Source organism: Mesorhizobium shonense, assembly GCF_040545255.1.
In the GTDB taxonomy this organism is placed as follows: Bacteria; Pseudomonadota; Alphaproteobacteria; order Rhizobiales; family Rhizobiaceae; genus Mesorhizobium; species Mesorhizobium shonense.
Genome location: NZ_JBEPLM010000017.1, coordinates 16,380 through 39,100 on the forward strand (window position 1 = coordinate 16,380; position 22,721 = coordinate 39,100).

21 protein-coding genes and 1 pseudogene are annotated in these 22,721 nt (G+C 65.0%); 8 read left to right on the forward strand and 14 right to left on the reverse strand.

Annotated elements, in window-relative coordinates:
- Window positions 1–3: 3 nt before the first annotated feature.
- Window positions 4–1,140, forward strand: a complete 1,137-nt coding sequence (locus ABID26_RS30215) for an ABC transporter permease (RefSeq protein ID WP_126102478.1) — start codon at window positions 4–6, stop codon at window positions 1,138–1,140.
- Between the two features lie 244 nt (window positions 1,141–1,384).
- Here ABID26_RS30215 and ABID26_RS30220 read toward each other — a convergent pair whose 3' ends face one another.
- Window positions 1,385–2,362 carry a threonine/serine dehydratase gene (locus tag ABID26_RS30220; RefSeq protein WP_126096954.1) on the reverse strand — a complete coding sequence of 326 codons (978 nt, stop codon included), beginning with the start codon at window positions 2,360–2,362 and terminating at the stop codon, window positions 1,385–1,387.
- Window positions 2,363–2,577: 215 nt separating this feature from the next.
- A complete protein-coding gene (locus ABID26_RS30225; RefSeq protein ID WP_126096955.1) occupies window positions 2,578–2,901 on the reverse strand; it encodes a hypothetical protein in 324 nt (107 codons plus the stop codon).
- A 170-nt stretch (window positions 2,902–3,071) separates the two neighbouring features.
- Here ABID26_RS30225 and mbfA point away from each other — a divergent pair, with 170 nt between their 5' ends.
- Complete coding sequence (gene mbfA, locus ABID26_RS30230) at window positions 3,072–4,055, forward strand: iron exporter MbfA (protein ID WP_292304289.1); 984 nt, start codon at window positions 3,072–3,074, stop codon at window positions 4,053–4,055.
- A gap of 157 nt (window positions 4,056–4,212) precedes the next feature.
- Here the strand turns inward: mbfA and ABID26_RS30235 are convergent, their stop codons facing one another.
- Both ABID26_RS30235 and ABID26_RS30240 read right to left on the reverse strand, forming a co-directional pair.
- Window positions 4,213–4,557, reverse strand: a complete 345-nt coding sequence (locus ABID26_RS30235) for an antibiotic biosynthesis monooxygenase family protein (protein WP_126096957.1) — start codon at window positions 4,555–4,557, stop codon at window positions 4,213–4,215.
- Window positions 4,554–4,922, reverse strand: a complete 369-nt coding sequence (locus ABID26_RS30240; RefSeq protein WP_292303388.1) for an NIPSNAP family protein — start codon at window positions 4,920–4,922, stop codon at window positions 4,554–4,556. The genes ABID26_RS30235 and ABID26_RS30240 overlap by 4 nt, the downstream gene beginning before the upstream one ends.
- A 169-nt stretch (window positions 4,923–5,091) precedes the next feature.
- On the opposite strand from ABID26_RS30240, the gene ABID26_RS30245 reads away from it, so the two are divergent.
- Window positions 5,092–5,766 carry an ArsR/SmtB family transcription factor gene (locus tag ABID26_RS30245; protein WP_126096959.1) on the forward strand — a complete coding sequence of 225 codons (675 nt, stop codon included), beginning with the start codon at window positions 5,092–5,094 and terminating at the stop codon, window positions 5,764–5,766.
- 218 nt (window positions 5,767–5,984) lie between these two features.
- On the opposite strand, the gene ligD is transcribed toward ABID26_RS30245, so the two are convergent.
- The 3 genes from ligD to ABID26_RS30260 all read right to left on the reverse strand — a co-directional run bounded on the left by ligD (window position 5,985) and on the right by ABID26_RS30260 (window position 10,106).
- Window positions 5,985–8,507: a DNA ligase D gene (gene ligD / locus ABID26_RS30250; protein WP_292374779.1), complete on the reverse strand. Its 2,523-nt coding sequence runs from the start codon at window positions 8,505–8,507 to the stop codon at window positions 5,985–5,987.
- A 12-nt stretch (window positions 8,508–8,519) separates the two neighbouring features.
- Window positions 8,520–9,419, reverse strand: coding sequence for a non-homologous end joining protein Ku (gene ku / locus ABID26_RS30255; protein ID WP_126096961.1), 900 nt, complete (start codon window positions 9,417–9,419; stop codon window positions 8,520–8,522).
- 183 nt (window positions 9,420–9,602) lie between these two features.
- Window positions 9,603–10,106, reverse strand: coding sequence for a YciE/YciF ferroxidase family protein (locus ABID26_RS30260; RefSeq protein ID WP_126096962.1), 504 nt, complete (start codon window positions 10,104–10,106; stop codon window positions 9,603–9,605).
- A gap of 392 nt (window positions 10,107–10,498) precedes the next feature.
- Here ABID26_RS30260 and ABID26_RS30265 point away from each other — a divergent pair, with 392 nt between their 5' ends.
- The 3 genes and pseudogenes from ABID26_RS30265 to ABID26_RS30275 all read left to right on the forward strand — a co-directional run.
- Complete coding sequence (locus ABID26_RS30265) at window positions 10,499–10,645, forward strand: hypothetical protein (RefSeq protein WP_126096963.1); 147 nt, start codon at window positions 10,499–10,501, stop codon at window positions 10,643–10,645.
- A 179-nt stretch (window positions 10,646–10,824) separates the two neighbouring features.
- Window positions 10,825–11,274, forward strand: coding sequence for a thiol-disulfide oxidoreductase DCC family protein (locus ABID26_RS30270; RefSeq protein ID WP_126096964.1), 450 nt, complete (start codon window positions 10,825–10,827; stop codon window positions 11,272–11,274).
- Window positions 11,275–11,464: 190 nt separating this feature from the next.
- A pseudogene (locus ABID26_RS30275) lies at window positions 11,465–13,057 on the forward strand (DUF4166 domain-containing protein); the annotation flags it as partial.
- A gap of 44 nt (window positions 13,058–13,101) precedes the next feature.
- Here the strand turns inward: ABID26_RS30275 and ABID26_RS30280 are convergent.
- The 3 genes from ABID26_RS30280 to ABID26_RS30290 all read right to left on the reverse strand — a co-directional run bounded on the left by ABID26_RS30280 (window position 13,102) and on the right by ABID26_RS30290 (window position 16,765).
- The gene (locus ABID26_RS30280; protein ID WP_126096965.1) at window positions 13,102–13,479 is read right to left on the reverse strand and encodes a DUF1850 domain-containing protein; all 378 of its coding nucleotides are present in this window, start codon (window positions 13,477–13,479) and stop codon (window positions 13,102–13,104) included.
- 61 nt (window positions 13,480–13,540) lie between these two features.
- Window positions 13,541–15,625 (reverse strand): TRAP transporter permease, encoded by a 2,085-nt coding sequence (locus ABID26_RS30285; RefSeq protein ID WP_126096966.1) that lies wholly within the window; start codon window positions 15,623–15,625, stop codon window positions 13,541–13,543.
- A gap of 180 nt (window positions 15,626–15,805) precedes the next feature.
- Entirely contained in the window at window positions 15,806–16,765 is a 960-nt protein-coding gene (locus tag ABID26_RS30290; RefSeq protein WP_126096967.1) for a TAXI family TRAP transporter solute-binding subunit, read from the reverse strand.
- Window positions 16,766–17,017: 252 nt separating this feature from the next.
- Here ABID26_RS30290 and ABID26_RS30295 point away from each other — a divergent pair, with 252 nt between their 5' ends.
- Window positions 17,018–17,380 (forward strand): YciI family protein, encoded by a 363-nt coding sequence (locus ABID26_RS30295; RefSeq protein WP_126096968.1) that lies wholly within the window; start codon window positions 17,018–17,020, stop codon window positions 17,378–17,380.
- Between the two features lie 4 nt (window positions 17,381–17,384).
- Window positions 17,385–18,632, forward strand: coding sequence for an RNA polymerase sigma factor (locus ABID26_RS30300; protein WP_126096969.1), 1,248 nt, complete (start codon window positions 17,385–17,387; stop codon window positions 18,630–18,632).
- A gap of 220 nt (window positions 18,633–18,852) precedes the next feature.
- Here the strand turns inward: ABID26_RS30300 and cysK are convergent, their stop codons facing one another.
- The 4 genes from cysK to ABID26_RS30320 all read right to left on the reverse strand — a co-directional run bounded on the left by cysK (window position 18,853) and on the right by ABID26_RS30320 (window position 22,719).
- Complete coding sequence (gene cysK, locus ABID26_RS30305; RefSeq protein WP_126096970.1) at window positions 18,853–19,833, reverse strand: cysteine synthase A; 981 nt, start codon at window positions 19,831–19,833, stop codon at window positions 18,853–18,855.
- 189 nt (window positions 19,834–20,022) lie between these two features.
- Complete coding sequence (locus ABID26_RS30310) at window positions 20,023–20,640, reverse strand: LysE family translocator (protein WP_126096971.1); 618 nt, start codon at window positions 20,638–20,640, stop codon at window positions 20,023–20,025.
- A 425-nt stretch (window positions 20,641–21,065) separates the two neighbouring features.
- The gene (locus tag ABID26_RS30315; protein ID WP_126096972.1) at window positions 21,066–22,406 is read right to left on the reverse strand and encodes a PQQ-dependent sugar dehydrogenase; all 1,341 of its coding nucleotides are present in this window, start codon (window positions 22,404–22,406) and stop codon (window positions 21,066–21,068) included.
- A 115-nt stretch (window positions 22,407–22,521) separates the two neighbouring features.
- Window positions 22,522–22,719, reverse strand: coding sequence for a hypothetical protein (locus tag ABID26_RS30320; protein ID WP_126096973.1), 198 nt, complete (start codon window positions 22,717–22,719; stop codon window positions 22,522–22,524).
- Window positions 22,720–22,721: the final 2 nt, after the last annotated feature.

A 22,721-nucleotide genomic window follows, 5' to 3' on the forward strand; every position in this document is an offset into this window, starting at 1 on the left:
GGCTTGAGAGCGGTCTTCTCCTTCGCGAGACTCGGCGCGCTGCTGATCAAGGAGTTCATCCAGATGCGGCGCGACCGCATCACCTTCGCCATGATGCTCGGCGTGCCGCTGATCCAGCTGGTGCTGTTCGGCTATGCCATCAACAACGATCCGAAGAGCCTGCCGGCCGCGCTGGTCGCGACCAGCAGCGATCCCTATACGCGGGCGATGGTCTCGGCGCTGCAGACGACCGGCTACTACCGTTTCGACCATGTGGCGCAAAGCGCTGCCGAAGCCGAGTTCCTGATGGCGCGCGGCGACGTCGCCTTCGTCGTCACCATCCCAGCCGATTTCGCGCGGCGGGTGGAGCGCGGCGACAACCCGCAGATCCTGATCGAGGCCGACGCCACCGACCCGGCGGTGGCCAGCGGCGCCATCTCGACGCTGAGCACCGTTGCCGGCCAGGCGCTGCTGAGAGCGCAGGGCATGCAGGAAGCGGCCAAGGAGGCGGCGCGCGGCCAGCTCGATGTCGTGGTGCACCGCCGCTACAACCCGGAAGGCATCTCGCAATACAACATCGTTCCCGGCCTGCTCGGCGTCATCCTGCAGATGACGATGGTGATGATGACTTCGATCGCGCTGACTCGCGAGACCGAGCGCGGCACGATGGAAAATCTGCTCGCTATGCCCTCCAGTCCGCTTGAGATCATGCTGGGCAAGGTGCTGCCCTATCTGGTCGTCGGCGCGGTGCAGGTGGTGGTGGTGCTGGCGGCGGCGAAGCTTCTGTTTTCGATACCTTTCATGGGCTCGCTGTCGCTCTTGTTGTCGGCGGTGCTGGTGTTCGTGTTGGCGCTGGTGCTGCTCGGCTACACGATCTCGACGATCGCACGCACGCAGATGCAGGCGCTGCAGCTCACCTTCTTCTTCTTCCTGCCCTCGATCATGCTGTCGGGCTTCATGTTCCCCTATCGCGGCATGCCGGGCTGGGCGCAGATCTTCGGCGAGATTTTTCCGCTGACGCATTTCCTGCGCATCACCCGCGCCGTCATGCTGAAGGGCGCCGAGCTGCCGGCGGTGGCGACCGAGATCGGCTGGCTGGTGGTGTTCGTGGCGTTGTTTGCCGGCGTGGCGCTGGTGCGGTTCAGGCGGACGCTGGATTGAAGTCACCGAAGACTTCTTGCACACAAAAGCCTAAGGCCGGCGGGACAGCACCCCCCTCTGCCCTACCGGGCATCTGCCCCGCAAGGGGGGAGATTGGCAGCTCCGGCGCTCCGCTTCTCCTGTGACGTTGGAGATTGGCGAAAGCGGCGGCGACAGCTGATCTCCCCCCTTGCGGGGGAGATGTCCGGCAGGACAGAGGGGGGTGCTCAAGCGCGGCACTTCCAGCGTGGGGCCGCTGCACCTCTTAGGCCGTGGCCATGATCTGCGCATAAGTGCCGAAATCGACATTGCCGCCGGAAAGCACCACCGCCACGCATTTGCCGGCGAGGTCGATCTCGCCGGATGACAGCGCCGCGAGCGCGACACAGCCGCCGGGCTCGACCACCAGCTTCAGATGGGCCATGGCGTCGCGCATCGCTTGCGCGGCGGCCCTGTCGGAGACCGCGATGGCGCCGGCGAGATTTTTGCGGTTGATCTCGAAGGTGATGGCGCCGGGTTCGGCGGTAAGCAGCGCATCGCAGATCGAGGTGTGGCCGGGCTCGTTCGGGACCCTTTCGCCCTTGGCGAGCGAGCGGCGCGTGTCGTCGAAATGTTCCGGCTCGACCGCCCAGACTGCGGTGCCCGGCGAAGCATCCTTGACAGCGACGGAAATGCCGCTCGACAGACCGCCGCCGCCGCAGGGCACGACGACAGCATCGAGGCTGACGCCCAATGCCTTCGCTTGCCTCATCAGCTCCAGCCCGATGGTGCCCTGGCCGGCAATGATGGCCGGATCGTCGAAGGGCGGCACCAGCACCATGCCCTTCTCGATATAGGGACGAACGACGGTCATGCGGTCGTCCTTGAAGCGGTCGAACGGCACCACCTCGGCGCCCATCTTGCGGACATTGCCCACTTTAAGCGCCGGCGCGTCGACAGGCATGGCGATGACCGCCCTGACGCCGAACATGGCGGCCGAAGCGGCAACGCCTTGCGCGTGATTTCCGGAAGAAAAGGCAACGACGCCGCGGCTGCGCTCCTCTTCGCTCAGCGACGACAATTTGTTGTAGGCGCCGCGGATCTTGAAGGAACCGGTGCGCTGCAGCGTCTCCGGCTTGAACAGGATGCGGCCGCCATGGCGCTTGTTGAGCTCCGGCGATTCGATCAGCGGCGTTTCCACGACCAGGCCGGAAAGCCGCGCGGCGGCGGCGTGGATGTCGGAGATGCCGGGGAGAGTGGTCATGGGTGTGGTCTCGCGGAAAAACGGTGAACCTATGCTGCCCGGAAATTATGCCGGCGCGCCAACGAAAAAATGTGATGGAGACAATGTTTGGGATGCGACAGACGGCGAAGCGCGTAATCTCCCCCCTTGCGGGGGAGATTGGCAGCTTTAGCGCCGACGCCCTTCCTGAAGTACGCCACGGTGAGACGACCCTCTGGCCGTCTCTCGGCAGCCGCTCACCCCAACAACGTCCTTGCCCTCTTCTTGCCGCCCAGCTTGCGCCAGCTGTTGAAGCGGTGGGTGGCGGCGGCGAAGGAGATCTTCATCTGCTGGGCGACCGTATAGCGCGACTTGCCCTCGTCGAACATGCGGTAGCAGCACTCGACGCCCTCACCGGTCAGCTTGCCGTCCGGCGTCTTGTTGTGCGGATTGGCCGGATCGAATTTCTCGGCCTGCTGCTCGACCAGGCCCTTGAGGCGCTGCAGGTCGGCCTCGATGCCGGCGATGAGATCGAGAACGGGCTTCACGTCGAACGAATGCGGGGGCTTCTTTTCCGTCATGCCTTGTTTCCTTGGATTTGGGCTGATGCGCTTCATATAGGTGAACATTCGGCAATAATGAAGGGTGCGTCGCCGGACCGACGAATTCCGTGCGCCCGACGACGTCCGTGATTGACCCTCGCCTTACGAGTCCCTAGTTTAGAACTATTCTAAACTAGGGTGATTTCCTCATGCTTTCCCGTGTTTTCGGCTTCGGCCGCCGCTCCTTCGATTCGCTGTCGGAGCAGGAGATCCTGGCGCTGGCGATCTCTTCCGAAGAGGACGATGGACGCATCTACCGCGCCTATGCCGACGGGCTGGCGCAAGATTTTCCGCAATCGGCCAAGGTGTTCGAGGCGATGGCCGAGGAGGAAGACGGCCATCGCGATTCCCTCATCGAGCTCCACCGCAAGCGCTTCGGCGAGCGCATCCCGCTGATCCGGCGCGAGCATGTGAAGGGCTATTACGAGCGCAAGCCGGACTGGCTGGTGCGGCCACTCGGCATCGAGCATGTGCGCCGCCAGGCCGAGGACATGGAGCGGCAGGCCTACCGCTTCTATGTCGAGGCGGCCAAGCGCACCACCGATGCTTCGACCCGAAAACTGCTCGACGAACTGGCCGCGGCCGAGCTCGGCCATGAGAATTCCGCGCATGAACTGGAGCAGGAGCACGTGCCGGGCGCGGTGAAGGTGGAGGAAGCGAGCGCCGAGCAGCGCCAGTTCATCCTCACCTATGTGCAGCCGGGGCTGGCCGGGCTGATGGACGGCTCGGTGTCGACGCTGGCGCCGATCTTCGCCGCGGCGTTTGCCACACACCAGACGTTTCAGACCTTCCTCGTCGGCCTCGCCGCCTCTATCGGCGCCGGCATCTCGATGGGTTTCACCGAAGTGGCCTCCGACGACGGCAAGCTGTCGGGACGCGGCTCGCCGGTGAAGCGCGGTCTGACGGTCGGCATCATGACGACGCTGGGCGGGCTCGGCCACGCGCTGCCCTACCTCATCCCCTATTTCTGGACGGCAACGATCGTCGCCGCGATCGTGGTGTTCTTCGAGCTGTGGGCGATCGCCTTCATCCAGAACCGCTACATGCAGACGCCTTTCTGGCGCGCCGCCTTCCAGGTGGTGCTGGGCGGCGCGCTGGTGTTTGCGGCGGGCGTGCTGATCGGGAATGCGTAACTGGGAAGGTTCGCGCTGCCCCTCATCCGCCTGCCGGCACCTTCTCCCCGTGAAAAACGGGGAGAAGGGATAAGCTCCAGCGCTGGCGATCCCCTCTCCCCGTTTTTCACGGGGAGAGGGTAAGGGTGAGGGGCAGCGCCGAGCTCGGCGATTTCACTCACCCGTTCACCGCCCGGCTGTCCTGTGGCGCCTCAGCCCTTTCGTTGAGCCCATAGTCGCGCACGACATGGGCGATGCGCAGACGATAGCCGGCAAAAATTCCGCCGCGTCCCGCCTTTTGCGCCTGGCGATGCTCCTCCGTGTTGCGCCAGAACTTCACCGCTTCCTCGTCGCGCCAGAACGACAGCGAGAGCACGCGCTTCGGGTCGGTCAGGCTCTGGAAACGCTCGACCGAGATGAAGCCGTCGATGCTCTCGAGCAGGGGCCTGAGCTCCGCGGCGATGCCGAGATAGGCATCGCGTTTTCCCTCGGCCGGCTCCACCTCGAAGATGACAGCGATCATGCCTCTATCCCTTCCCTGACAGTGACGTCAGTTTGAAAGACCTGTCGTGGGCCATGCGGTCCCGACACCAGTTTCAGGAAGACGCGATCCTCCTTGAGGATGAATTTCTCGCGCCGCGCGAACTCGTAGTTTGCCTTGCCGGCGGGGTCGGCGGCAAGCCGGGCGCGATAGGCTTCGTAGGCGGCGAGGTTCTCGATGTTGTAGGCGGCGTAAGCCGTGGTCGCCGAACCCTCATGCGGCGCGAAATAGCCGATTAGGTCGGCGCCGCAGCGCGGAATGGCCTGGCCCCAGGCGCGCGCATATTGCTCGAAGGCAGCCTTGCCGAACGGGTCGATCTCGTAGCGGATGAAGCAGGTGATGGTCATTCTCGGTCTCCTCGTCGGTTGGCTATTGGCGACGATGGTTCGACCGCGGTCGAAACATCGCTTCACTCGGTGTGCTAGGCATTCTCGTGTCAGGAGCGTTTGCCGCACTGCTTGAGCTGACCCGAGAATAGTGCTTTCGTTGCGGGAATGCTTCGATGGAGATCGAACCATGCGTGAAGGACCGGACATCGCCCGCATCGCCGGCCTGGTCGGCGATCCGGCCCGCGCCAACATGCTCAACGCGCTGATGGGCGGCACGGCGCTGACCGCATCGGAACTGGCGCTGGAAGCCGGCGTGTCGCTCCCCACCGCTTCCTCGCATCTGTCGAAGCTGATGGATGGCGGGCTGCTGACGCTCGCGAGCCAGGGCCGGCACCGCTATTACGGCCTCGCCGGCCCGCAGGTGGCGGGCATGATCGAGGCGATCATCGGCGTCGCCGAGGCGGTCGGCCCGAAGCGGGTGCGGCCGGGACCGCGCGATGCTGCGATGCGCGTGGCCCGCGTTTGCTACGATCATCTCGCCGGCGAGCAGGCGGTGGCGATGCTCGACCGCCTGGTCGACAGAAAGCTGCTGCTGCGCGAAGAAAACGAGATCAGGCTCTCACCATCCGGCGTCTCGCATTTTTCCGCGCTCGGCATCGAGATCCATGCCAAGGCGCGCCGCCCGGTGTGCCGCGCCTGCCTCGACTGGAGCGTGCGGCGATCGCACTTGGCCGGCACGCTGGGCGCCGCCATCCTCGACAAGATCATCGCCGAGAAATGGGCGCGGCGCGAAAAGGACAGCCGCGCCGTGGTGTTCTCGCCGAAGGGCAAGCAGGCGTTCGAGAGGGTGTTTCTGGCGTAGGGCTGCGCCGCAATGATAACCACGCAATGTCGGCGTGAGGCGCCCCCCTCTGCCCTGCCGGGCATCTCCCCCTCAAGGGGGGAGATCAGCTGTCACGCCGCTCTTCGCCAATAGCCAATGTTGCAGGAGAGTCGCCTGCGCCGAAGCTGCCAATCTCCCCCCTTGAGGGGGAGATGTCCGGCAGGACAGAGGGGGGCGCTGTCCCTCGGCATTGAAAATTACCCCCGCTTCAACACCTTCCCCAGCTTGAAGAAATCCTTCCACGGATCGGCCTTCTTCAGCTCACTCAACGTCGTGTCGTCGCCGAGCGGGAAGGCGTTGGGCGCAAGACCCTTTTCAAGCTCCGGCCATGTCACCGGCATCGATACCGTCGCGCCCTTCTTGGCGCGCGACGAGTAGGGCGCCACCGTGGTCGAGCCGCGACCGTTGCGCAGATAGTCGACGAAGATCTTGCCCGTGCGCGCCTTCTTCGACAGCGTCGCCGTGTAGCGGTCGGGCGATGCCTGCTCCAGGGCGCGGGCGAAGTCATGAGCAAAATCCTTGACCTCGTCCCAGTCCGCCGACGCTTTAAGCGGCACCAGCACGTGATAGCCCTTGCCGCCGGAGGTCTTGACCAGGTTCGGCAGCGACAGCTCGTCGAGCTGCTTATGGATGTCGAGCGCCGCCTTGCGCACAGCCTTCACATCGACGCCTTCGTCAGGGTCGAGGTCGAAGATGATCTGGTCGGGCTTTTCCAGTTGGTCGATGGTGGAGCCCCAGATATGGACCTCGACAACGCCGTACTGGACGAGTGCCGCAAGCCCGTCGAAGTCCTTGATGAACAGGATCTCCTCGCCGTCGGTCGGATCCTTCATCCTGGCGATCTTGTCGCTCATGCCGGGCGAGGCATGTTTCTGGAAGAAGCGCTGACCATGGATGCCGTCGGGCGCCCGCACCAGGCTCAGCGGCCGGTTGACGACGAATTGTTCCATGCGCGGCCAGACCAGGGCGTAGTGGTCGAGCAGATCCTGCTTGGACACCTTTTCGTCGGGCCACAAAAGCTTGTCGGGATGCGAGAGTTTTATCGAGGTCATCGCGGTTCCGGCCGACGCCTTGGTTGCTACCTTGCCGCTGCTCGACTTTGTTTCGCTTCCGGCTTTGCCGTCGGCGTGTTTCGGCTTCTCCTGCACGACTTCCTCCGCCGGCTTGTCCTCGCGCAATCCCTGGAACGAGGCGTGGCGGATTATACGGTCGGATGTCCAGCTGCGAAACTCCACTTCGCCGACCAGCTCGGGCTTGACCCAGGTGAGGCCCTTGCCCTTCGGCACGGCCGCCGAGAACGGCGAGTCCTTCGCCTTCAGGCCGTCGAGCTTCTTCTTCAGATCCGTCATCACCTTGCCGGAAAAGCCGGTGCCGACACGGCCGGCATAATTGAGCTTGCCGCCCTCGAAATAACCGACCAAGAGCGAGCGCAGGCCGCGCCCGGTCTTGTCCGAGGGCAGATAGCCGCCGATGACGAATTCCTGGCGCAGCGTGCATTTCGACTTGATCCAGGTGAGGCCACGCCCGCTGCGGTACGGGGCGTCGGCGCGTTTCGAGACCACGCCTTCGAGGCCCATGCGGCAGACATGCTGCAGGATGATCTTGCCGGGCTCGGAAAAATGGTCGCTGAAGCGCAGCGCCGAGTTCTCCGGCTGCTCGCCGAGCAGTTCGGCCAAAGCCTGCTTGCGCTCGACCAGCGGCTCGCGGCGCAAATCCTCGCCGTCGAGCCGCATCAGATCGAAGACGTAGTAAATGAAGCGGCCGGTGCGGCGGGCCGAAAGGTCAGCCTGCAGCAGCGGAAAGGACGATATGCCGCTGTCGGCCAGCACGACGACCTCGCCGTCGATGACGGCGTCGCGGCATTTCAAGCCGGCAAGCGCCGCGGTGACCGGACCGTCGAATTTTTCCGTCCAGTCGAGGCCGGCGCGCGTCAGCAGCCTGACCTCGCTGCCGGCGATCTGCGCCTGCATGCGGTAGCCGTCGAATTTTACTTCATGCAGCCAATCGTCGCCTGAGGGCGCATTCTTTTCCAGTGTCGCCAACTGCGGCTCGATGAACTCCAGGCGCTTGGCGTGCCCGGCCTTAGCCTTGCGAGCGGCCGGTTTGTTGGAGTGCCAGACCTTCGGCTTCGCGCCCCTGGCCGCCTTGCCTTCGCCGACCTCCTCGACGGTCAGGCCGGACTTCACCGATTGCGGCTGGTCCTTGAGGATGTCCTCGCCGGGACGGGCGGCGGCATCGTCGGACTTGATCAGCAGCCAGTTGTCGCGCTTTTCGCCGGGACGGGGTTTCAGCCTGACCAGATGCCAGCGCCCGTGCAGCTTGTAGCCCTCGAGCTCGAAATCGATATGGCCTTTCTTCATGCCTTCGGCCGGGTCGCCGTCCGGAATCCATCGGCCGTCGTCCCAGACGATGACCGAGCCGCCGCCATACTCGCCCTTCGGGATGGTTCCCTCGAAGGACGCGTAGTCGATCGGGTGGTCCTCGACATGCACGGCCAGCCGCTTTTCATGCGGATCGAGGCTTGGGCCGCGTGTCACCGCCCAGCTCCACAGCACGCCTTCGTGTTCCAGCCGAAAATCGTAGTGGAGGCGGGTAGCGGCGTGCTTCTGGATGACGTAGATGCCGCCCGCCTCGCTTTTCTTTCGCCGAGGCACCTTGCCGGCCGGCTCGGCGGTTTTGCGGAAATCGCGCTTGGCATGATATTGCTCGAGGCCGGCCATGGCATCCTGCTCCTATGCGGATTTGCGGCTTCTGTGTTGACGGTGACTTCTATGCCGATTGTGACCGGGCGCGGCGGCCTTGGCTTTCGTCCGCCCCGGCGCTTTCGATGACGATTTGCCGGCTTTACCGCCGCCTTCCGCGCTCAGGCTCTTCTTCAGCGCGTCGAACAGGTTGACGACGTTGGACGGCTTCGGCGGCGCCTTGGCCTTGGGCGCCTTCTTGCCGGCCTTCTTGGCGCGGATCAGCTCGAGCAGCGCGTCCTCATAGCGGTCGTCGAATTTCGAGGCGTCGAACTTCGTCTTCTTGCTGTCGATGATGTGCTCCGCGAGGTCGATCATCTCGTCATCGGTCTTGGCTGCCTTGATCTCGTCGAAGACCGTGCTTGGCCGGCGCACGGTGTCGTCGTAGCGCAGCGTCGTCATCACCATGCCCTTGCCGAGCGGCTCGATCACCACGGGGCGCTCTCGGTTGTAGAGCACGATGCGTGCGAGGCCGGCCATCTTCTTCGCCGCCATCGCATCGCGGATGACGGCGAAAGCCTCTTGTGACACCTCGTCCGCCGGCGAGACGTAATAAGGCGTGTCGAGATAGATCTGCTGGATCGAGGATTTCTCGACGAAGCCGTCGAGGCCCAGCGTGTGCGAGGACTCGATCTCAACCGCCTCGATCTCGTCCTCCTCGACATGGACGAAGTCGCCGTCGCTGACCTCATAGCCCTTGATTTCATCGCCTTCCTCCAATGGCTTGCCGGTTTCGGCATCGACATAGATGCGTTTGACGGTGTTGCCGGTCTTGCGGTTGAGGATGCGGAAGGAAACCTTCTCGGCGTGGGTGACGACGTTGGTCAGCTCGATGGCGCAAGTGACCAGCGACAGTTTCAGATAACCCTTCCAGGCGGGGCGCGGTGCCATAGTGATCTCCTGCGCGATGCGATCCGAAGCGCGTTAGCCGTTGAATGCCGACCGCTTTCGTTCTGACGCAATCGCGAACGCAACGCTGCTACACTTTCGTCGTATCGCTCCGACCGCAACGGATAGGGGCTCGCCTGGGTTCCGGCGGAGCCGGCAGGCCGGTCACACATGGTGCCGGATCTATCACGCCGCCAGCAGGTTGATCCTGCTTTCCGCCATCTCGGTAAGCTTGCGGTCGGTCGCCTGCTCTTCCTTGAGGTTCTTGGCCAGAACATTGGCGCAGTCGCTGCGGCCGAGCTGCTTGGCCCAGGCGATCAGCGTGCCGTAGCGCGTCATCTCGTAATGCTCGACCGCCTGCGCGGATGCGATCAGCGCGGCATCGAGAACCTCGCGGTCGTCGATATCGCCGCTCACCTCGTCGGCTTCCTCGAGGATGCCGTCGATGGCGGGGCAGCTGACGGCCTTGGCCTTGACGCCATTGAGCTCGAACACCTGCTCGACGCGATCGATATGGCCCTTGGTCTGCTCGAGGTGCTTTTCGAAGCCGGCCTTCAGCTGCGGATCGGTCGCCTCGCCGATCATCTTCGGCAGCGTCCGCTCGATCTTTTTCTCGGCATAATAGATGTCGCGCAGCATATGGATGAAGAGGTCGTCCAGCGTCTTGATGTCTTTCGAAAAGAAACCCATGGCTGTTGCCTTCCATGCTTGTTCCGGGTTGGGGAATTCAATCGGCGGCGCGGCCGCCTTCGTCGGAGCCGCGGGCTTGAAGGAATCAACGTGTCCCTTCCGGGCCGGTTCCTGACCTTTTCCGGACGCGCAATGAAATTTCCGCGCCGGCCGAACGTGAAACAGAAGCGCGTCCAAGCGACATCGAGACGAAACATATGTGATGCAAAAGTCACACGGCCCGAAATCACGACAAGGGGCATCGAAAGACCGCGAATCAGCCGCATTCCGGCCACGATGCAACGGGTTTCGGACCAGAAATTAACATCGCGTTCACCGACTATTCACGCCTCGACGCTATGCTCTCGGACAATTCGGAAGGGACATCCGAAAACGGGACAGGGACAGGTAAAATGAACTTCTGGAACCACATCGCCGGCTATGCCGCCGCCATTCGCGAATTCGTCGCGCCGACCTATCGGCCGGAGCGCTACTACATGCGCGGCCCGGGTCCGGCCTGCGCCCGCCGCGGCAACTCGTTCGGCATCGGCACGCACTGAACACCATGCTCGACAGCCGCCACAACAGCCGGATCTGCAAGCCGGCCGCCGACACCCGCGCCACGACCTACCGTGACGAGCGCCCCGCCGTCGCCGACGGCAGGCGTGCGACAACGCCGCGACTTTGACGCCGCCGCCGGCTGGCTTAGTGTTTTGAGGCACAAGCAGCCGGGGCCGACATGACCGACCTGCCCGACCCGAACCGTCCGCCTCGATCCGAGTTCTTCGGCGCAAGCCAGCCGCTGATCGTCTTCGACGGCGTCTGCGTGTTCTGCTCGGGCTTTGTCCAGCTCATCCTCAAGCTCGACCGGGAAAAACGCTTCCGCTTCGCCACGGCGCAATCGCCGTTCGGCGAGGCGTTGTTCCGCAAATACGGCCTGGCAACCGACAATTACGAAACCAATCTCGCCATCATCGACGGCGCGGCCTTCACGAAGCTCGACAGTTTCATCGCCGTCATGGCCGCGCTCGGCTGGCCGTGGCGCGCCGCAAGGCTGCTGCTCGTCCTGCCGCGGCCGCTGCGCGACTGGCTCTACGACCGCGTCGCCAAGAACCGCTACGCGCTGTTCGGCAGGAAGGACAGCTGCGAAATCCCGTCCGCCGAATTGCGGCAACGGCTGATCGGCTAGAGCAATTCCAGGAAAAGTGTTTAGCGGTTTTCCGTCTGGAATTGCGTAAAAGCAAAGAGATAGAGCGGTTCGGCGTTTCCGTGAAACGGTGAACCGCTCTAGTGAATGTCGCCCAAAACTGCGCAGCGGCTTTGGGTCATCAAACAAAGATCTGAAGCGCGTCACGCTGTGGAAGGCATTGGGGGGTGGGATGAGGCTTCTGATCGTCGGCGGCTACGGAACCTTCGGCGGCCGCATCGTGCAGTTGCTGGAGACCGAGCCGCGCCTCACCCTGATCGTCGCCGGCCGCTCGCCGGGGAAGGCCAAGGCGTATTGCGAGGGCAGGGATCGCGCGAGGGCCAGGCTGGTGCCGGCGCTCTTCGATCGCGACGGCGATCTTGCCACACAATTGGCCGCGCTCGCGCCCGACATCCTCGTCGACGCAAGCGGCCCGTTCCAGGCCTATGGCGAGGGACGCTACCGGCTGATCGAGGCCTGCATGGCCGAGCGCATCAACTATCTCGACCTCGCCGACGGCTCGGACTTCGTCGCCGGCGTGGCAAGCTTCGACGCCGCCGCCAGGGAAGCAGGCGTTTTCGTGCTGTCCGGCGTGTCGAGCTTCCCGGTGCTGACGGCGGCGGTGGTGCGCCGGCTCTCATCCGAGATGGCGCGCGTCGAGAGCATCCGCGGCGGCATCGCGCCATCGCCTTTCGCGGGCGTCGGCGAGAACGTCATCCGCGCCATCGCCAGCTATGCCGGGCAGCCGGTGCAATTGGTTCGCGGCGGGCGGCCGGCCGAAGGCCGCCCGTTCACGGAACAGATGCGTTACACGATCGCGCCGCCCGGTCGCTTGCCGCTCAAAAAGACGCTGTTCTCGCTAGTCGACGTGCCGGACCTGCGCGCGCTGGCGGCGCTGTGGCCCGAGGCAAAAACGGTCTGGATGGGCGCGGGGCCGGTGCCGGAAGTGCTGCACCGCGCCCTGATCGGCCTGGCCTGGCTGGTTCGCGCCGGCCCGATCCCAACGCTGTCGCCGCTGGCGCCGCTGATGCACTGGGCGACCAACCGGCTCGCCTGGGGCGAGCATCGCGGCGGCATGTTCGTCGAGGTCGAAGGGGCGGACGAGGCGGGCGGGCCGATCAAACGATCCTGGCATCTCCTGGCCGAAGGCGATGACGGGCCGCTGATCCCGTCGATGGCGGTCGCAGCCTTGGTCGGCAAGGCGCTCGATGGCCGCACGCCTTTGCCGGGCGCCCGCGCGGCTGTGCGCGACGTCGAGCTGGAGGACTATGAAGCGCTCTTTGCCGGCAAGACGATCTACATCGGCTTCAGGGACGACACCGACAAGGGGAAGGCACTCTATCCGGATCTGCTCGGCGATGCCTGGAAGGGCCTTCCCGCCGCAATCCGCGCCATGCATGAGGGAGCGGCAATGGCGGATGGACGCGCCAGCGTCGAACGCGGCAGCGGCATCCTTAGCCGGCTTGCCGCGCGCGTGGCCGGCTTCCCACCCGGCGCAGCCGATGTCCCCGTCAAGGTGAGGTTCGTTACCGGCGGGCAAGGCGAGACCTGGACGCGAACCTTCGGCGCGCACAGCTTTTCGAGCCGGCAGTTTGCCGGGCGCGGCCGCTCGCAACGTCTGCTTGCCGAGCGCTTCGGCCCGCTGACCTTCGCCATGGCGCTAGTGGCCGAGGAGAACCGGCTGTCGCTCGTGCTGCGCCGCTGGAGCTTTCTTGGCCTGCCTTTGCCGATGTGGCTTTGCCCGCGCTCGACATCCTACGAGACCGTCGAGGATGGCCGCTTCCGCTTCCATGTCGACATCTCGCACCCGCTCGCCGGACTGATCGTGCGCTATCGCGGCTGGCTCGTGCCGTCGCAGGATTCGAGCACCGTCGTCTCTCCCGCTGCCTTGCCCAGCTCGCGACAGCCTTTGGCCGTGCATAGCGTCCAGCCTTCCCCGGTGGCGCCGGATGCCGCGAGCACCAGGCGTGGCTGAGGTCCGATCCGCGGCGCATAGACCCACCAGCCGTTGCGCAGCACCGAGCCCTCGGGCGGGTCCATGCCGGCGCCGGAGCCCTTGACCCGCGCCTCGACGACCTGCAGCCCGACGGGCAGCACTTTCCAGTCTTCCCGCCAGCGCGTGCGCTCCACCGAATGCGTCCAGGACAAAGTGAAGGCGGCAACGGCGAGCGTCACCGTCTTGCCGGCGGCGAGAATGCACAGGCTCATATGGGGCTTTTCATTTGGTTGAGCATGATCTTCTCCGAAAACCGGATTCCACTTTTCGGGATCATGCTCTGGTGGACGCCTGGCGCGCGCGCCAGCAATGCCAGCCGATCCAGACCAGCGCCAGCACCCAGCCGGCCTCGTCGGTAAGCGGCAGTGCCGCGACCAGGAGCACGCCGGCAACGAAAGCGACGATGCGTTCCCACCAGGCCATGCGGCGGGCGAGGAAGCCGACCGCGGCCGCGCCCCAGAGCACGATGCCCATGCAGGCCTTGACGACGATGTAGGCGACCTCGACGGGGTAGCCGAACGAGGCGGCGATCGGGCCCGCGTCCTGCAGCATCAGGGCTGGTGTATAGACGGCCATGAACGGCACGACGAAGCCGGCGATGGCGAGCTTGGTTGCCTGGATGCCGATCTTGAGGCCGCTTTCCTTCGCCATCGGCGCCGCGGCGAAGGCGGCAAGCGCCACCGGCGGCGTGAGGTCGGCCATGATGCCGAAATAGAAGACGAACATGTGGCTGACGATGAGCGGCACGCCGAGCGACAAAAGCGCCGGGCCGGCGAGCGAAGAGGTGATGATGTAGTTGGGGATCGTCGGGATGCCCATGCCGAGCACAAGGCAGGTGAGCATGGTCAGCACCAGCGACAGGAACAGGTTGTTCTCGCCGATGGAGATGATCCAGCCGATGAAGGTCGAGGCGATGCCGGTGAGCGTCAGCGTGCCGATGACGATGCCGACGATGGCGCAGGCGATGCCGACCGGCAGCGCGTTCTTGGCGCCTTCGGCGAGCGAGTCGACACAGATGCGCAGCGTCTCGCGCCCGCCCTTGAAGGCGAAGCAGGCGACGACGAGCGCCGCGATGACGAGGCTCAAGATGTTGACGCCGAACCGCATGAAGGACGCGGCGGCAAGCCCAAGCGCCAGCCAGAAGACGACGCGGAACGCGAACGGCCCGATCAGCGCCGCCAGCGGCGTGCCGAGGATCAGCACGATGGTCAGCGCCAGGCCCATGGTGCCGGCGAAGATCGGCGTGTAGCCGGCGAACAGGAGATAGACGAGCACGGCGAGCGGCAGCACCAGCGGCCAGTGCTGCCGCACCGCCTCCCAGGGATCGGGAAGCTCCGCCTTGGCCATGCCGTGCAGGCCGGCCTTGCCGGCCTCCAGATGCACCTGCCAGAAACAGGCGCCGAAATAGAGCAGCGCCGGAATGATCGCCGCCTTCACCACCTCGGCATAGGGAATGTTCAGCGTCTCGGCCATGATGAAAGCTACCGCGCCCATCACCGGCGGCATGATCTGGCCGCCCATGGACGAGGTCGCCTCGACGGCGCCGGCGAAGGCCGAGCGGAACCCGAAGCGTTTCATCAGCGGGATGGTGAACTGGCCGCTGGCCACCACATTGGCGACGCCGGAACCGGAAATCGTGCCCATCAGCGCCGAGGAGAGCACGCAGACCTGGGCCGGGCCGCCGCGCCAGGAACCAACCAGGCCAAGCGCGAAATCGTTGAACAGCGCGATCATGCCGGCGCGTTCGAGAAAGGCGGCGAAAACGACGAAGATGAAGATGTAAGCCGCCGAAACATAGACTGGCGTGCCGTATATACCTTCGGTGCCAAAGGCGAAGGTGTCGACCAATTGCGCGAAATCGTAGCCGCGATGGATAAAGGGCGGCGGCAGGTGATTGCCGACGAAACAATAGGCGAGGAAGAGGAAGGCAATGACCGCGAGCGGCAGGCCCATCAGCCGTCGAGCCGCCTCGAAGACGAGCACCACCAGCAGCGTGCCGACGATCAGGTCCGGCGTGGTGAGGAAGCCGGAGCGGCGGATGAGGTCGGCGTAGAAGATCCAGTTGTAGAGGCCGGTGGCGAAACCGAGCACGCCAAGCGTCCAGAAGGCGGCCTTCGCCGCCATGCCGGTGGCGCGCAGATTGGCGATCAGGCCGAAGCCGAGCAGCAGCAGGAAGCCGACATGCATGGCGCGCACCACCTGGCTGGGCAGGCTGCCATAGGCGGCGATGTAGATCTGGAAGACGGAGAAGGCGACGGCAATCAGGAAGGCCGCCTTACCGGCAAGCCCTTCGCCGAAGCCCGGCGGCAGGCCTTCGACTTGTTCTTCCGGGGCGAGAACTGTCGGGGTATCTGTCATTGGCAGGGTTTCCTGGCGGGGCGATCCCCTCCCCCTCGAGGGGAGGGTGCCGAGCGAAGCGAGGCGGGAGGGGTCACCTCAGCTGCCTCGACTTTCATCTAAGAAGTTGGAGCGCGTCGCCGAGGACCCCTCCCGGCCCTGCGGGCCACCCTCCCCTCAAGGGGGAGGGGAATCGGCGCCTTACTTCAGCAGCCCTTTTTCCTTGTAGTACCGCTCCGCGCCGGGATGCAGCGGCACCGGCATGCCGACCAGCGCCTTGGCCGGATCGATCGCCTTGGCGGCGGCGTGGGCGGCGGCGAGCTGGTCGAGATGGTCGAACATCAGCTTGGTCATCTGATAGGCGGTCTCGTCGGAAACGTCGGCGCGGGTGACGAGGAAATTGCCGACCGCGGCGGTCGCGACATCTTCGGTCTGGCCTTCATAGGTTCCCTTGGGAATGACGACCGAAAGATAGGGCGAGCCGATCTTGGCGACGTCCTCGGCCGGCACGGCGACGACGTTGATCGGCACCGAGGTGGCGAGGTCGCGAATCGAAGCGACGCCGAGGCCCGCCGATTGCAGCGTGGCGTCGAGCTGCCGGTTCTTGATCAGCTCCACCGATTCGGCGAAAGGCAGATATTCGACCCGTCCGAGATCCTCGTATTTCAGCCCGGCGGCGGCGAAGATGGCGCGAGCGTTGAGCTCGGTGCCGGAAGCCGGCGCGCCGACCGACAGGCTCTTGCCCTTGAGATCGGCGAGCGTCTTGATGCCGGACTCCTTGCTGGCGACGATCTGGATGTAGTTGGGATAGATGGCGGCGATGCCGCGCAGCTTGTCGAGCTTGCCGGGGAAGCCGGCCTCGGTGTTGCCTTCGGCGGCGAGCTTGACGGAATCGCCGAGCGCGAAGGCGATCTCGCCCTTGCCCTGCTGCAGCAGGTTGAGGTTCTCGACCGAGGCTTTCGTCGCCTGCACCTGGGTGCGGGCGCCTTCGATGCCCTTGCCGTAAATCTCGGACAGCGCGACGCCGAGCGGATAATAGACGCCCGACGTGCCGCCGGTCAGCACGTTGATGAATTCCTGCGCCCCGGCCGACACGGCGCCGAGGCCGAGCGACAGCGCCAAGGCGCCGGCGGCAACAAATTTCGTCCTGAAATTGAGCATATGGTTCCTCCTCCTGAAACGGTCGCGCCGCGCCGCCTCCTCGGCGCGAGCTCGTGAGTTTAGACAGGAGGCGCCAAATGCCAACCCGCAATTGCATGCATTAGACGAACGGCTGAGTATGGCGAAAAGCGCCGGCTTGCGCCCGATGGCTTTGGGACGAAAGATTTTCAAGGCACCTGTCGAAATCGGCCGCAGCCGCACGACTTTAGCTTGGCCCGCGATGACGCGGCCTTCGAGAAACAGGAGAGACCCATGCGATACATGCTGTTGATCTACAATGACGAAGCCGCAATGGCGAGTGCGCCGCGCGACAAGACCGAGCAGACGCTGGCGGCCTATGGCGCCTATACGGAAGCCTTGAAGAAATCCGGCGCGTATCTTGCCGGCGAAAGGCTGCGCCCGACCCAGGCGGCCACATCGATCCGGCTGGCCAATGGCAAGACCAACGTGCTCGACGGCCCCTATGCCGATACCAAGGAACAGCTTGCCGGTTTCTACATGATCGAGGCGACGGACATCGACACGGCCATGGAATGGGGCGCGCGCTGTCCGGCAGCCAGCACCGGCACGGTCGAGGTGCGGCCGATCTGGGAAATGACCGACTACCTGTCCTAGGAATATGGACAGCCGCTCGGAGTTGGCGCGGGCGGCGGCCGAGGCGGCCGCCCGGCAGAGCTACGGCAAGCTGGTCGCCTACCTCGCGGCCCGCATGCGCGACGTCGCTGGCGCCGAGGACGCGCTGGCCGATGCGTTCGCCGCCGCGCTGGAGCGCTGGCCGAAGAGCGGTGTGCCCGAAAAGCCGGAAGCTTGGCTGCTCGCGGTGGCGCGCCGGCGCGACGTCGATGCCGTGCGGCGGCGGTTGACCGGCGAGGCGGCCCGCGACCATTTGCGGCTGATTGCCGAGGAGGCGGAGGCGCGCATGACGAATGAGGATTTGCCCGACGAGCGGCTTAGGCTGATGTTTGCCTGCGCGCATCCGGCGATCGAATCGAGCGTGCGCGCGCCGCTGATCCTGCAAACCGTGCTGGGCTTCGACGCCGCCACGATCGCTTCTGCGTTCCTGGTTTCGCCGGCGACGATGGGCCAGCGCCTGGTGCGCGCCAAGAACCGCATCCGCGAGGCCGGCATTCCCTTTCGCGTGCCGGAACGGGCCGAGCTCGGCGAGCGGCTCGACGCGGTGCTGGAAGCGATCTACGCCACTTTTGCCGAAGGCTGGTCGGACCCTGCCGGCACCGAGACGCGACGGCGCAACCTTGCCAGCGAAGGCATCTGGCTCTGCCGGCTGGTCGCGTCGCTGATCCCGGACGAACCGGAAACACTGGGGCTTCTGGCGCTGATGCTTTTCGCCGAAGCGCGGCGCGCGGCGCGGCGAAGCCCCGAGGGCGATTTCGTGCCGCTGGCCGAGCAGGACAGCGCGCTCTGGGACGACACGCTGATCGACGAGGCGGAAGCGGTGCTGAGGCGCGCCGCTGCCGGGAGAATCATCGGCCGCTACCAATTGGAAGCCGCGGTGCAATCGGCGCATACGGCGCGACGGCGTGGCGGCGGCACCGACTGGGCCGCGATCCGCCAGCTCTACGATGCGCTGATGGCGATTGCCGGCTCGCCTGTGGTGGCGATCAACCGCGCCGTGGCGATAGCCGAAACCGAGGGAGCGGCCGAGGGGCTTGCCGCGCTCGACGCGATCGGCGCCGACAGGCGGATTGCGGAATACCAGCCCTATTGGGCGGCGCGGGCCGAGCTGTCCGCCAGGCTCGGCAAGACCGCCGATGCCGCTGAAGCCTATGACCGGGCGATCGGCCTGGAGCGCGATCCGGCATTGCGCCGCTACCTGCAGACGGAGCGGGCGAAGTTGGTGCGGAATTGAGGGAATCTCCCCCTCGAGGGGGAGATGGCCGCGAAGCGGCCAGAGGGGGTCGTCTCGCGTAGATCGCCAGCCTCGTCTCTCGTCGCGAAAAAGGCGCTGGCGCTTCACGCCCGGCGACCCCTCTGTCGCCTTCGGCGACATCTCCCCCTCAAGGGGGGAGATTTGGTGCGGCATGTGGGGCGCGAAGGATCGCTACGATCCCATATTTCCCATCGACGACCTACGCCCCCAGTCCGTCGAACAGGATCGTCGAGAGATAGCGCTCGGCGAAGGACGGGATGACGACGACGAGGTTCTTGCCCTTGTTCTCCGGCCGCGAGCCGACGACGATCGCCGCCTGCAGTGCCGCGCCCGACGAGATGCCGACCGGCACGCCCTCGAGGCGGGCGACGAGGCGCGCATTGGCGACCGAATCCTCGTTCGAGACCCTGACGATCTCGTCATAGATCGAGGTGTCGAGAATCTTGGGCGCGAAGCCGGCGCCGATGCCTTGAATCTTGTGCGGGCCGGGCTGGCCGCCGGAGAGAACCGGCGAGGCTTCCGGCTCGACGGCCACGACATTGAGCGAAGGCTTGCGCTTCTTCAGCACCTGGCCGACACCGGTGATGGTGCCGCCGGTGCCGATGCCGGCGACGAAGATGTCGACCTCGCCATTGGTGTCGTTCCAGATTTCCTCGGCCGTGGTGCGGCGGTGGATCTCCGGATTGGCCGGGTTCTCGAACTGCTGCGGGATGATGGCGTTGGGGAGCGTCGCGGCGAGCTCGTCGGCCTTGGCGATGGCGCCCTTCATGCCTTTCGGGCCTTCGGTGAGCACCAGTTCGGCGCCTAGCAGCGCCAGCATCTTGCGGCGCTCGACCGACATCGTCTCCGGCATGGTGAGGATCAGCTTGTAGCCCTTGGCGGCGGCGGCGAAGGCGAGCGCGATGCCGGTGTTGCCGGAAGTCGGCTCGATCAGCGTGGTCTTGCCGGGCGAAATCTTGCCGGCCTCCTCCAGCGCTTCGATCATGGCGACGCCGATGCGGTCCTTGACCGAAGCGATCGGGTTGAAGAATTCGAGCTTGGCGAGCACGTTGGCGACGATGCCCTTTTCCTTGGCGAACTTGTCCAGCCGCACCAGCGGCGTGTCTCCAATCGTCTCGGTGATCGAATTGAAGATGCGGCCGCGGCCGGGGACGCGCGCGGAGGTGACGGGCTTGTTCATTGGTTTCGCTCCCAAGGCAATGGCATAGGCAGACAGAATAGTGCTTTCAGCCGCGCAAGATAGGCTGGTCGCCGAAAATATCCGAGTGGGGTGGTTGCTGAAAACAACCTCGCGCCGGAAATGCATTTTCCGGATCGGCCCATTTTCGGAATGACTTGGCCGAGATCAGAGACCGGTTGAGATTGGAGCCTATTGACGCGCCGCTATGGCCGCAGCGGCACCCATCATGAAGCCGGCGGCGGTGCGGTTCAGAACTTTCAGTGCACGCGGCGACTTCAGGAACCAGCGCGCCTTGGCAGCCAGCGCCAGGTAGGGCACCAGCACCACGAAGAGCACGACGACGGTGAGCGCTACCAGGATGCCGTAATCGGCCAGCGTAATGGTCTTCAGGTCGACGATGGTCGGCGTGATGGCGAGATAGAAGATCATCGTCTTCGGGTTGCCGAGCGTCACAGTCAGCCCGGCAATGAAGCTCGCCACGAAGCCGCTCTTGCCTTTGCGCGCCTCGATGTTCTCGGGCGAGATGCCGCTCGTCCAGAAGCGCCAGGCAAGGAACGCGAGATAAGCGACGCCGGCCCATTTGATGGCGAGAAAAACCATGCCGAAGGTCTGTGCGACGAAGGCCAGGCCAAGCACCACGGCGGTGAGGTAGGTGATGTCGCCGAGCATCAGGCCGAACGACATCGCCAGCGACGAACGGAAGCCGGAGCCGAGCGCGCGGGCAACCAGCGCCGTGACGCCGGGGCCCGGAATGGCGGCGGCGACGCCGAGCGCGGCGCTGTAAGCGAGAAATCCGGTCAGTGTCAATGGTTCTGGGCCTGGCGTATGATTCCCCGAAGGGACCGGTGTGGAGCGCGGCTTCTACCATGGCGCCAGGTCACTGGTAATTCCCTCGCGGCGGGATTTGTTGCGCCAGTTCGACGGAGAGCTCGTTCTCTTGTTGGCAGACCGCACACCTTGGAGATTGGCCGAAACGACCAGTCCTGTCGTCATTCTAGGGCGGAGCAAGGAGCGGAGCGACGCGCGCAGACCCTAGAATCCATTCCGTGACTTCCGAGCGCTGCCGCGGTGCAGAATTCTGCTCCGCCGCATTCTTTGATCAGGGTCACGGAATGGATTCCAGGGTCTCCGCGACGCCGCTTCGCGGCCGCTCCGCCCTGGAATGACGAGGTTGGAAGGCTTCCGCCAATTTCCACCGTTTGCGCTGACCCCTAAGACCCTCTGTCGAAGAGCTAGCCACCATAGGTGACCCGCCAGATGGTGCCGTTGCCGTCCTCTGTCAGGATCAGCGCGCCGTCCTTCGCCACCGCCACGCCCACCGGCCGGCCCCAGACCTCGTCATCCGAAATGACGAAGCCGGTGGCGAAATCCTCATATTCGCCGGTCGGCTTGCCGTCCTTGAATTTCAGCCGCACCACCTTGTAGCCGGTGCGGGCGCCGCGGTTCCACGAACCATGCAGGGTGACGAATGCGTCGCCCTTGTAGTCGGCGGGGAAGTTGCCGCCTTCATAGAAGGCGATGTTGAGCGGCGCCGAATGCGCTTGCATCAGCACGTCGGGTACGGTGACCTTGCCGGCGAGGTCGGGCCGCGCGCCCTCCTGGCGCGGATCCTCGTTGTCGCCGATATAGTACCAGGGCCAGCCATAGAAGGCGCCGTCCTTGACGGCCGTGGCGTATTCGAAGGGCACGTTGTCGCCGAGCTCGTCGCGTTCGTTGACGACGCACCAGAGCGCGCCCGTCGCCGGCTGCACGGTCATGCCAGAGCAGTTGCGCAGGCCGGTGGCGACCATCCTGCGGTTCTTGCCATCGGGATCGAAGGCGAGCACGTCGGCGCGGCCTTCTTCCGCGCCCCAGGTGGCGCCGAGCGGCTCAGACCGCGCCCATTCCTCGACACCGCCTTTCGGCCTCGCACCCATATCCTCGGCGGTGTTGGAGCCCGAGCCGACCGACAGGTAGAGCGTCTTGCCGTCGGGCGAGAAGGCGATGTCGCGCGTCCAGTGATGGCTCGAGGGAATGTCGGAGACGATCGTTTCCGGCCTGCCCGAGGCTTGCATGTCGCCATCGCGATAGGGAAAGCGCACGACGCTGTTGCTGTTGGCGACATAGACCCATTGCGGCTTGTCGCCCGGCGGATAGAAGGCAATGCCGTAGGGCTGGGTGAGGCCCTTGGCGAAGACGGCTTTCTCGGCGGGCTTCGCGCTGCCTTCCGCCAGCCGATAGACCCTGACTCGATTGGCGTCGCTGTCGGCGACGAAGAGGTCGCCGTTCGGCGCCACGCGCACGACACGCGGATTGTCGATGCCGGAAGCGATGAGCTCGACCGAGAAGCCGGCCGGCACGGCGGGCTTGGCATCCGCAGGGCGGTCGGCGAGGCCGGCACTATTCGACGAGGATTCGGCGAGGTTCGGCTGCTGGAGATCGTCCGGCTTGATCAGACGACGCACGCCTGGACGGTCGGCCTTCCAATCGCCGAAGGCCTTTTTGCCTGTGAGCAAAGGTTGGTCGGCCTGCTGCGCAAAAGCGCCGGTAGCCAGAAGCAGGGCAGCGCCCGCAAAGCCGGCGATCCTTGTCATGCCGTTCTCCGTCATTCGCCGACATGCCTTGTCAGCGCAACCAGACAGCAGATATCGGGCAGGCGCTGCAAAAGAGAAGCGCGGGCACGCAGATTTGACGGGGATTGCCGGCCGATCAGCTCTCTTCGACGTCGAAATCCTCGTCGAGCCGCTTTTCCAGCGCGACCAGATCGGCCGGCAGCGGCAGGCCCATGGCGCGCATTTCCCTGAGCTTCTCGCGCAGCTGCTCCTGGATTTCGTGCTCGTCCTCGGGCTGGTTCACCATCTCCTCGAGCAGCAGGCTGATCTGGGCCTTGAACGATTCCAGCGCCATTT

Excerpts from the sequence above, each read along its gene's own strand:
- ABID26_RS30265 (WP_126096963.1), top strand. The coding sequence starts at position 10,499 with ATGAACTTCTGGAACCACATCGCCGGCTATGCCGCCGCCATTCGCGAA.
- cysK (WP_126096970.1), bottom strand. The coding sequence starts at position 19,833 with ATGAACAAGCCCGTCACCTCCGCGCGCGTCCCCGGCCGCGGCCGCATC.
- ABID26_RS30245 (WP_126096959.1), top strand. The coding sequence starts at position 5,092 with ATGCGTGAAGGACCGGACATCGCCCGCATCGCCGGCCTGGTCGGCGAT.
- ABID26_RS30240 (WP_292303388.1), bottom strand. The coding sequence starts at position 4,922 with ATGACCATCACCTGCTTCATCCGCTACGAGATCGACCCGTTCGGCAAG.
- ABID26_RS30260 (WP_126096962.1), bottom strand. The coding sequence starts at position 10,106 with ATGGGTTTCTTTTCGAAAGACATCAAGACGCTGGACGACCTCTTCATC.
- ABID26_RS30285 (WP_126096966.1), bottom strand. The coding sequence starts at position 15,625 with ATGACAGATACCCCGACAGTTCTCGCCCCGGAAGAACAAGTCGAAGGC.
- ABID26_RS30315 (WP_126096972.1), bottom strand. The coding sequence starts at position 22,406 with ATGACAAGGATCGCCGGCTTTGCGGGCGCTGCCCTGCTTCTGGCTACC.
- ABID26_RS30295 (WP_126096968.1), top strand. The coding sequence starts at position 17,018 with ATGCGATACATGCTGTTGATCTACAATGACGAAGCCGCAATGGCGAGT.
- ABID26_RS30225 (WP_126096955.1), bottom strand. The coding sequence starts at position 2,901 with ATGACGGAAAAGAAGCCCCCGCATTCGTTCGACGTGAAGCCCGTTCTC.
- ABID26_RS30235 (WP_126096957.1), bottom strand. The coding sequence starts at position 4,557 with ATGATCGCTGTCATCTTCGAGGTGGAGCCGGCCGAGGGAAAACGCGAT.
- ABID26_RS30300 (WP_126096969.1), top strand. The coding sequence starts at position 17,385 with ATGGACAGCCGCTCGGAGTTGGCGCGGGCGGCGGCCGAGGCGGCCGCC.
- ABID26_RS30270 (WP_126096964.1), top strand. The coding sequence starts at position 10,825 with ATGACCGACCTGCCCGACCCGAACCGTCCGCCTCGATCCGAGTTCTTC.
- ABID26_RS30280 (WP_126096965.1), bottom strand. The coding sequence starts at position 13,479 with ATGAGCCTGTGCATTCTCGCCGCCGGCAAGACGGTGACGCTCGCCGTT.
- mbfA (WP_292304289.1), top strand. The coding sequence starts at position 3,072 with ATGCTTTCCCGTGTTTTCGGCTTCGGCCGCCGCTCCTTCGATTCGCTG.
- ABID26_RS30320 (WP_126096973.1), bottom strand. The coding sequence starts at position 22,719 with ATGGCGCTGGAATCGTTCAAGGCCCAGATCAGCCTGCTGCTCGAGGAG.
- ligD (WP_292374779.1), bottom strand. The coding sequence starts at position 8,507 with ATGGCCGGCCTCGAGCAATATCATGCCAAGCGCGATTTCCGCAAAACC.
- ku (WP_126096961.1), bottom strand. The coding sequence starts at position 9,419 with ATGGCACCGCGCCCCGCCTGGAAGGGTTATCTGAAACTGTCGCTGGTC.
- ABID26_RS30290 (WP_126096967.1), bottom strand. The coding sequence starts at position 16,765 with ATGCTCAATTTCAGGACGAAATTTGTTGCCGCCGGCGCCTTGGCGCTG.
- ABID26_RS30220 (WP_126096954.1), bottom strand. The coding sequence starts at position 2,362 with ATGACCACTCTCCCCGGCATCTCCGACATCCACGCCGCCGCCGCGCGG.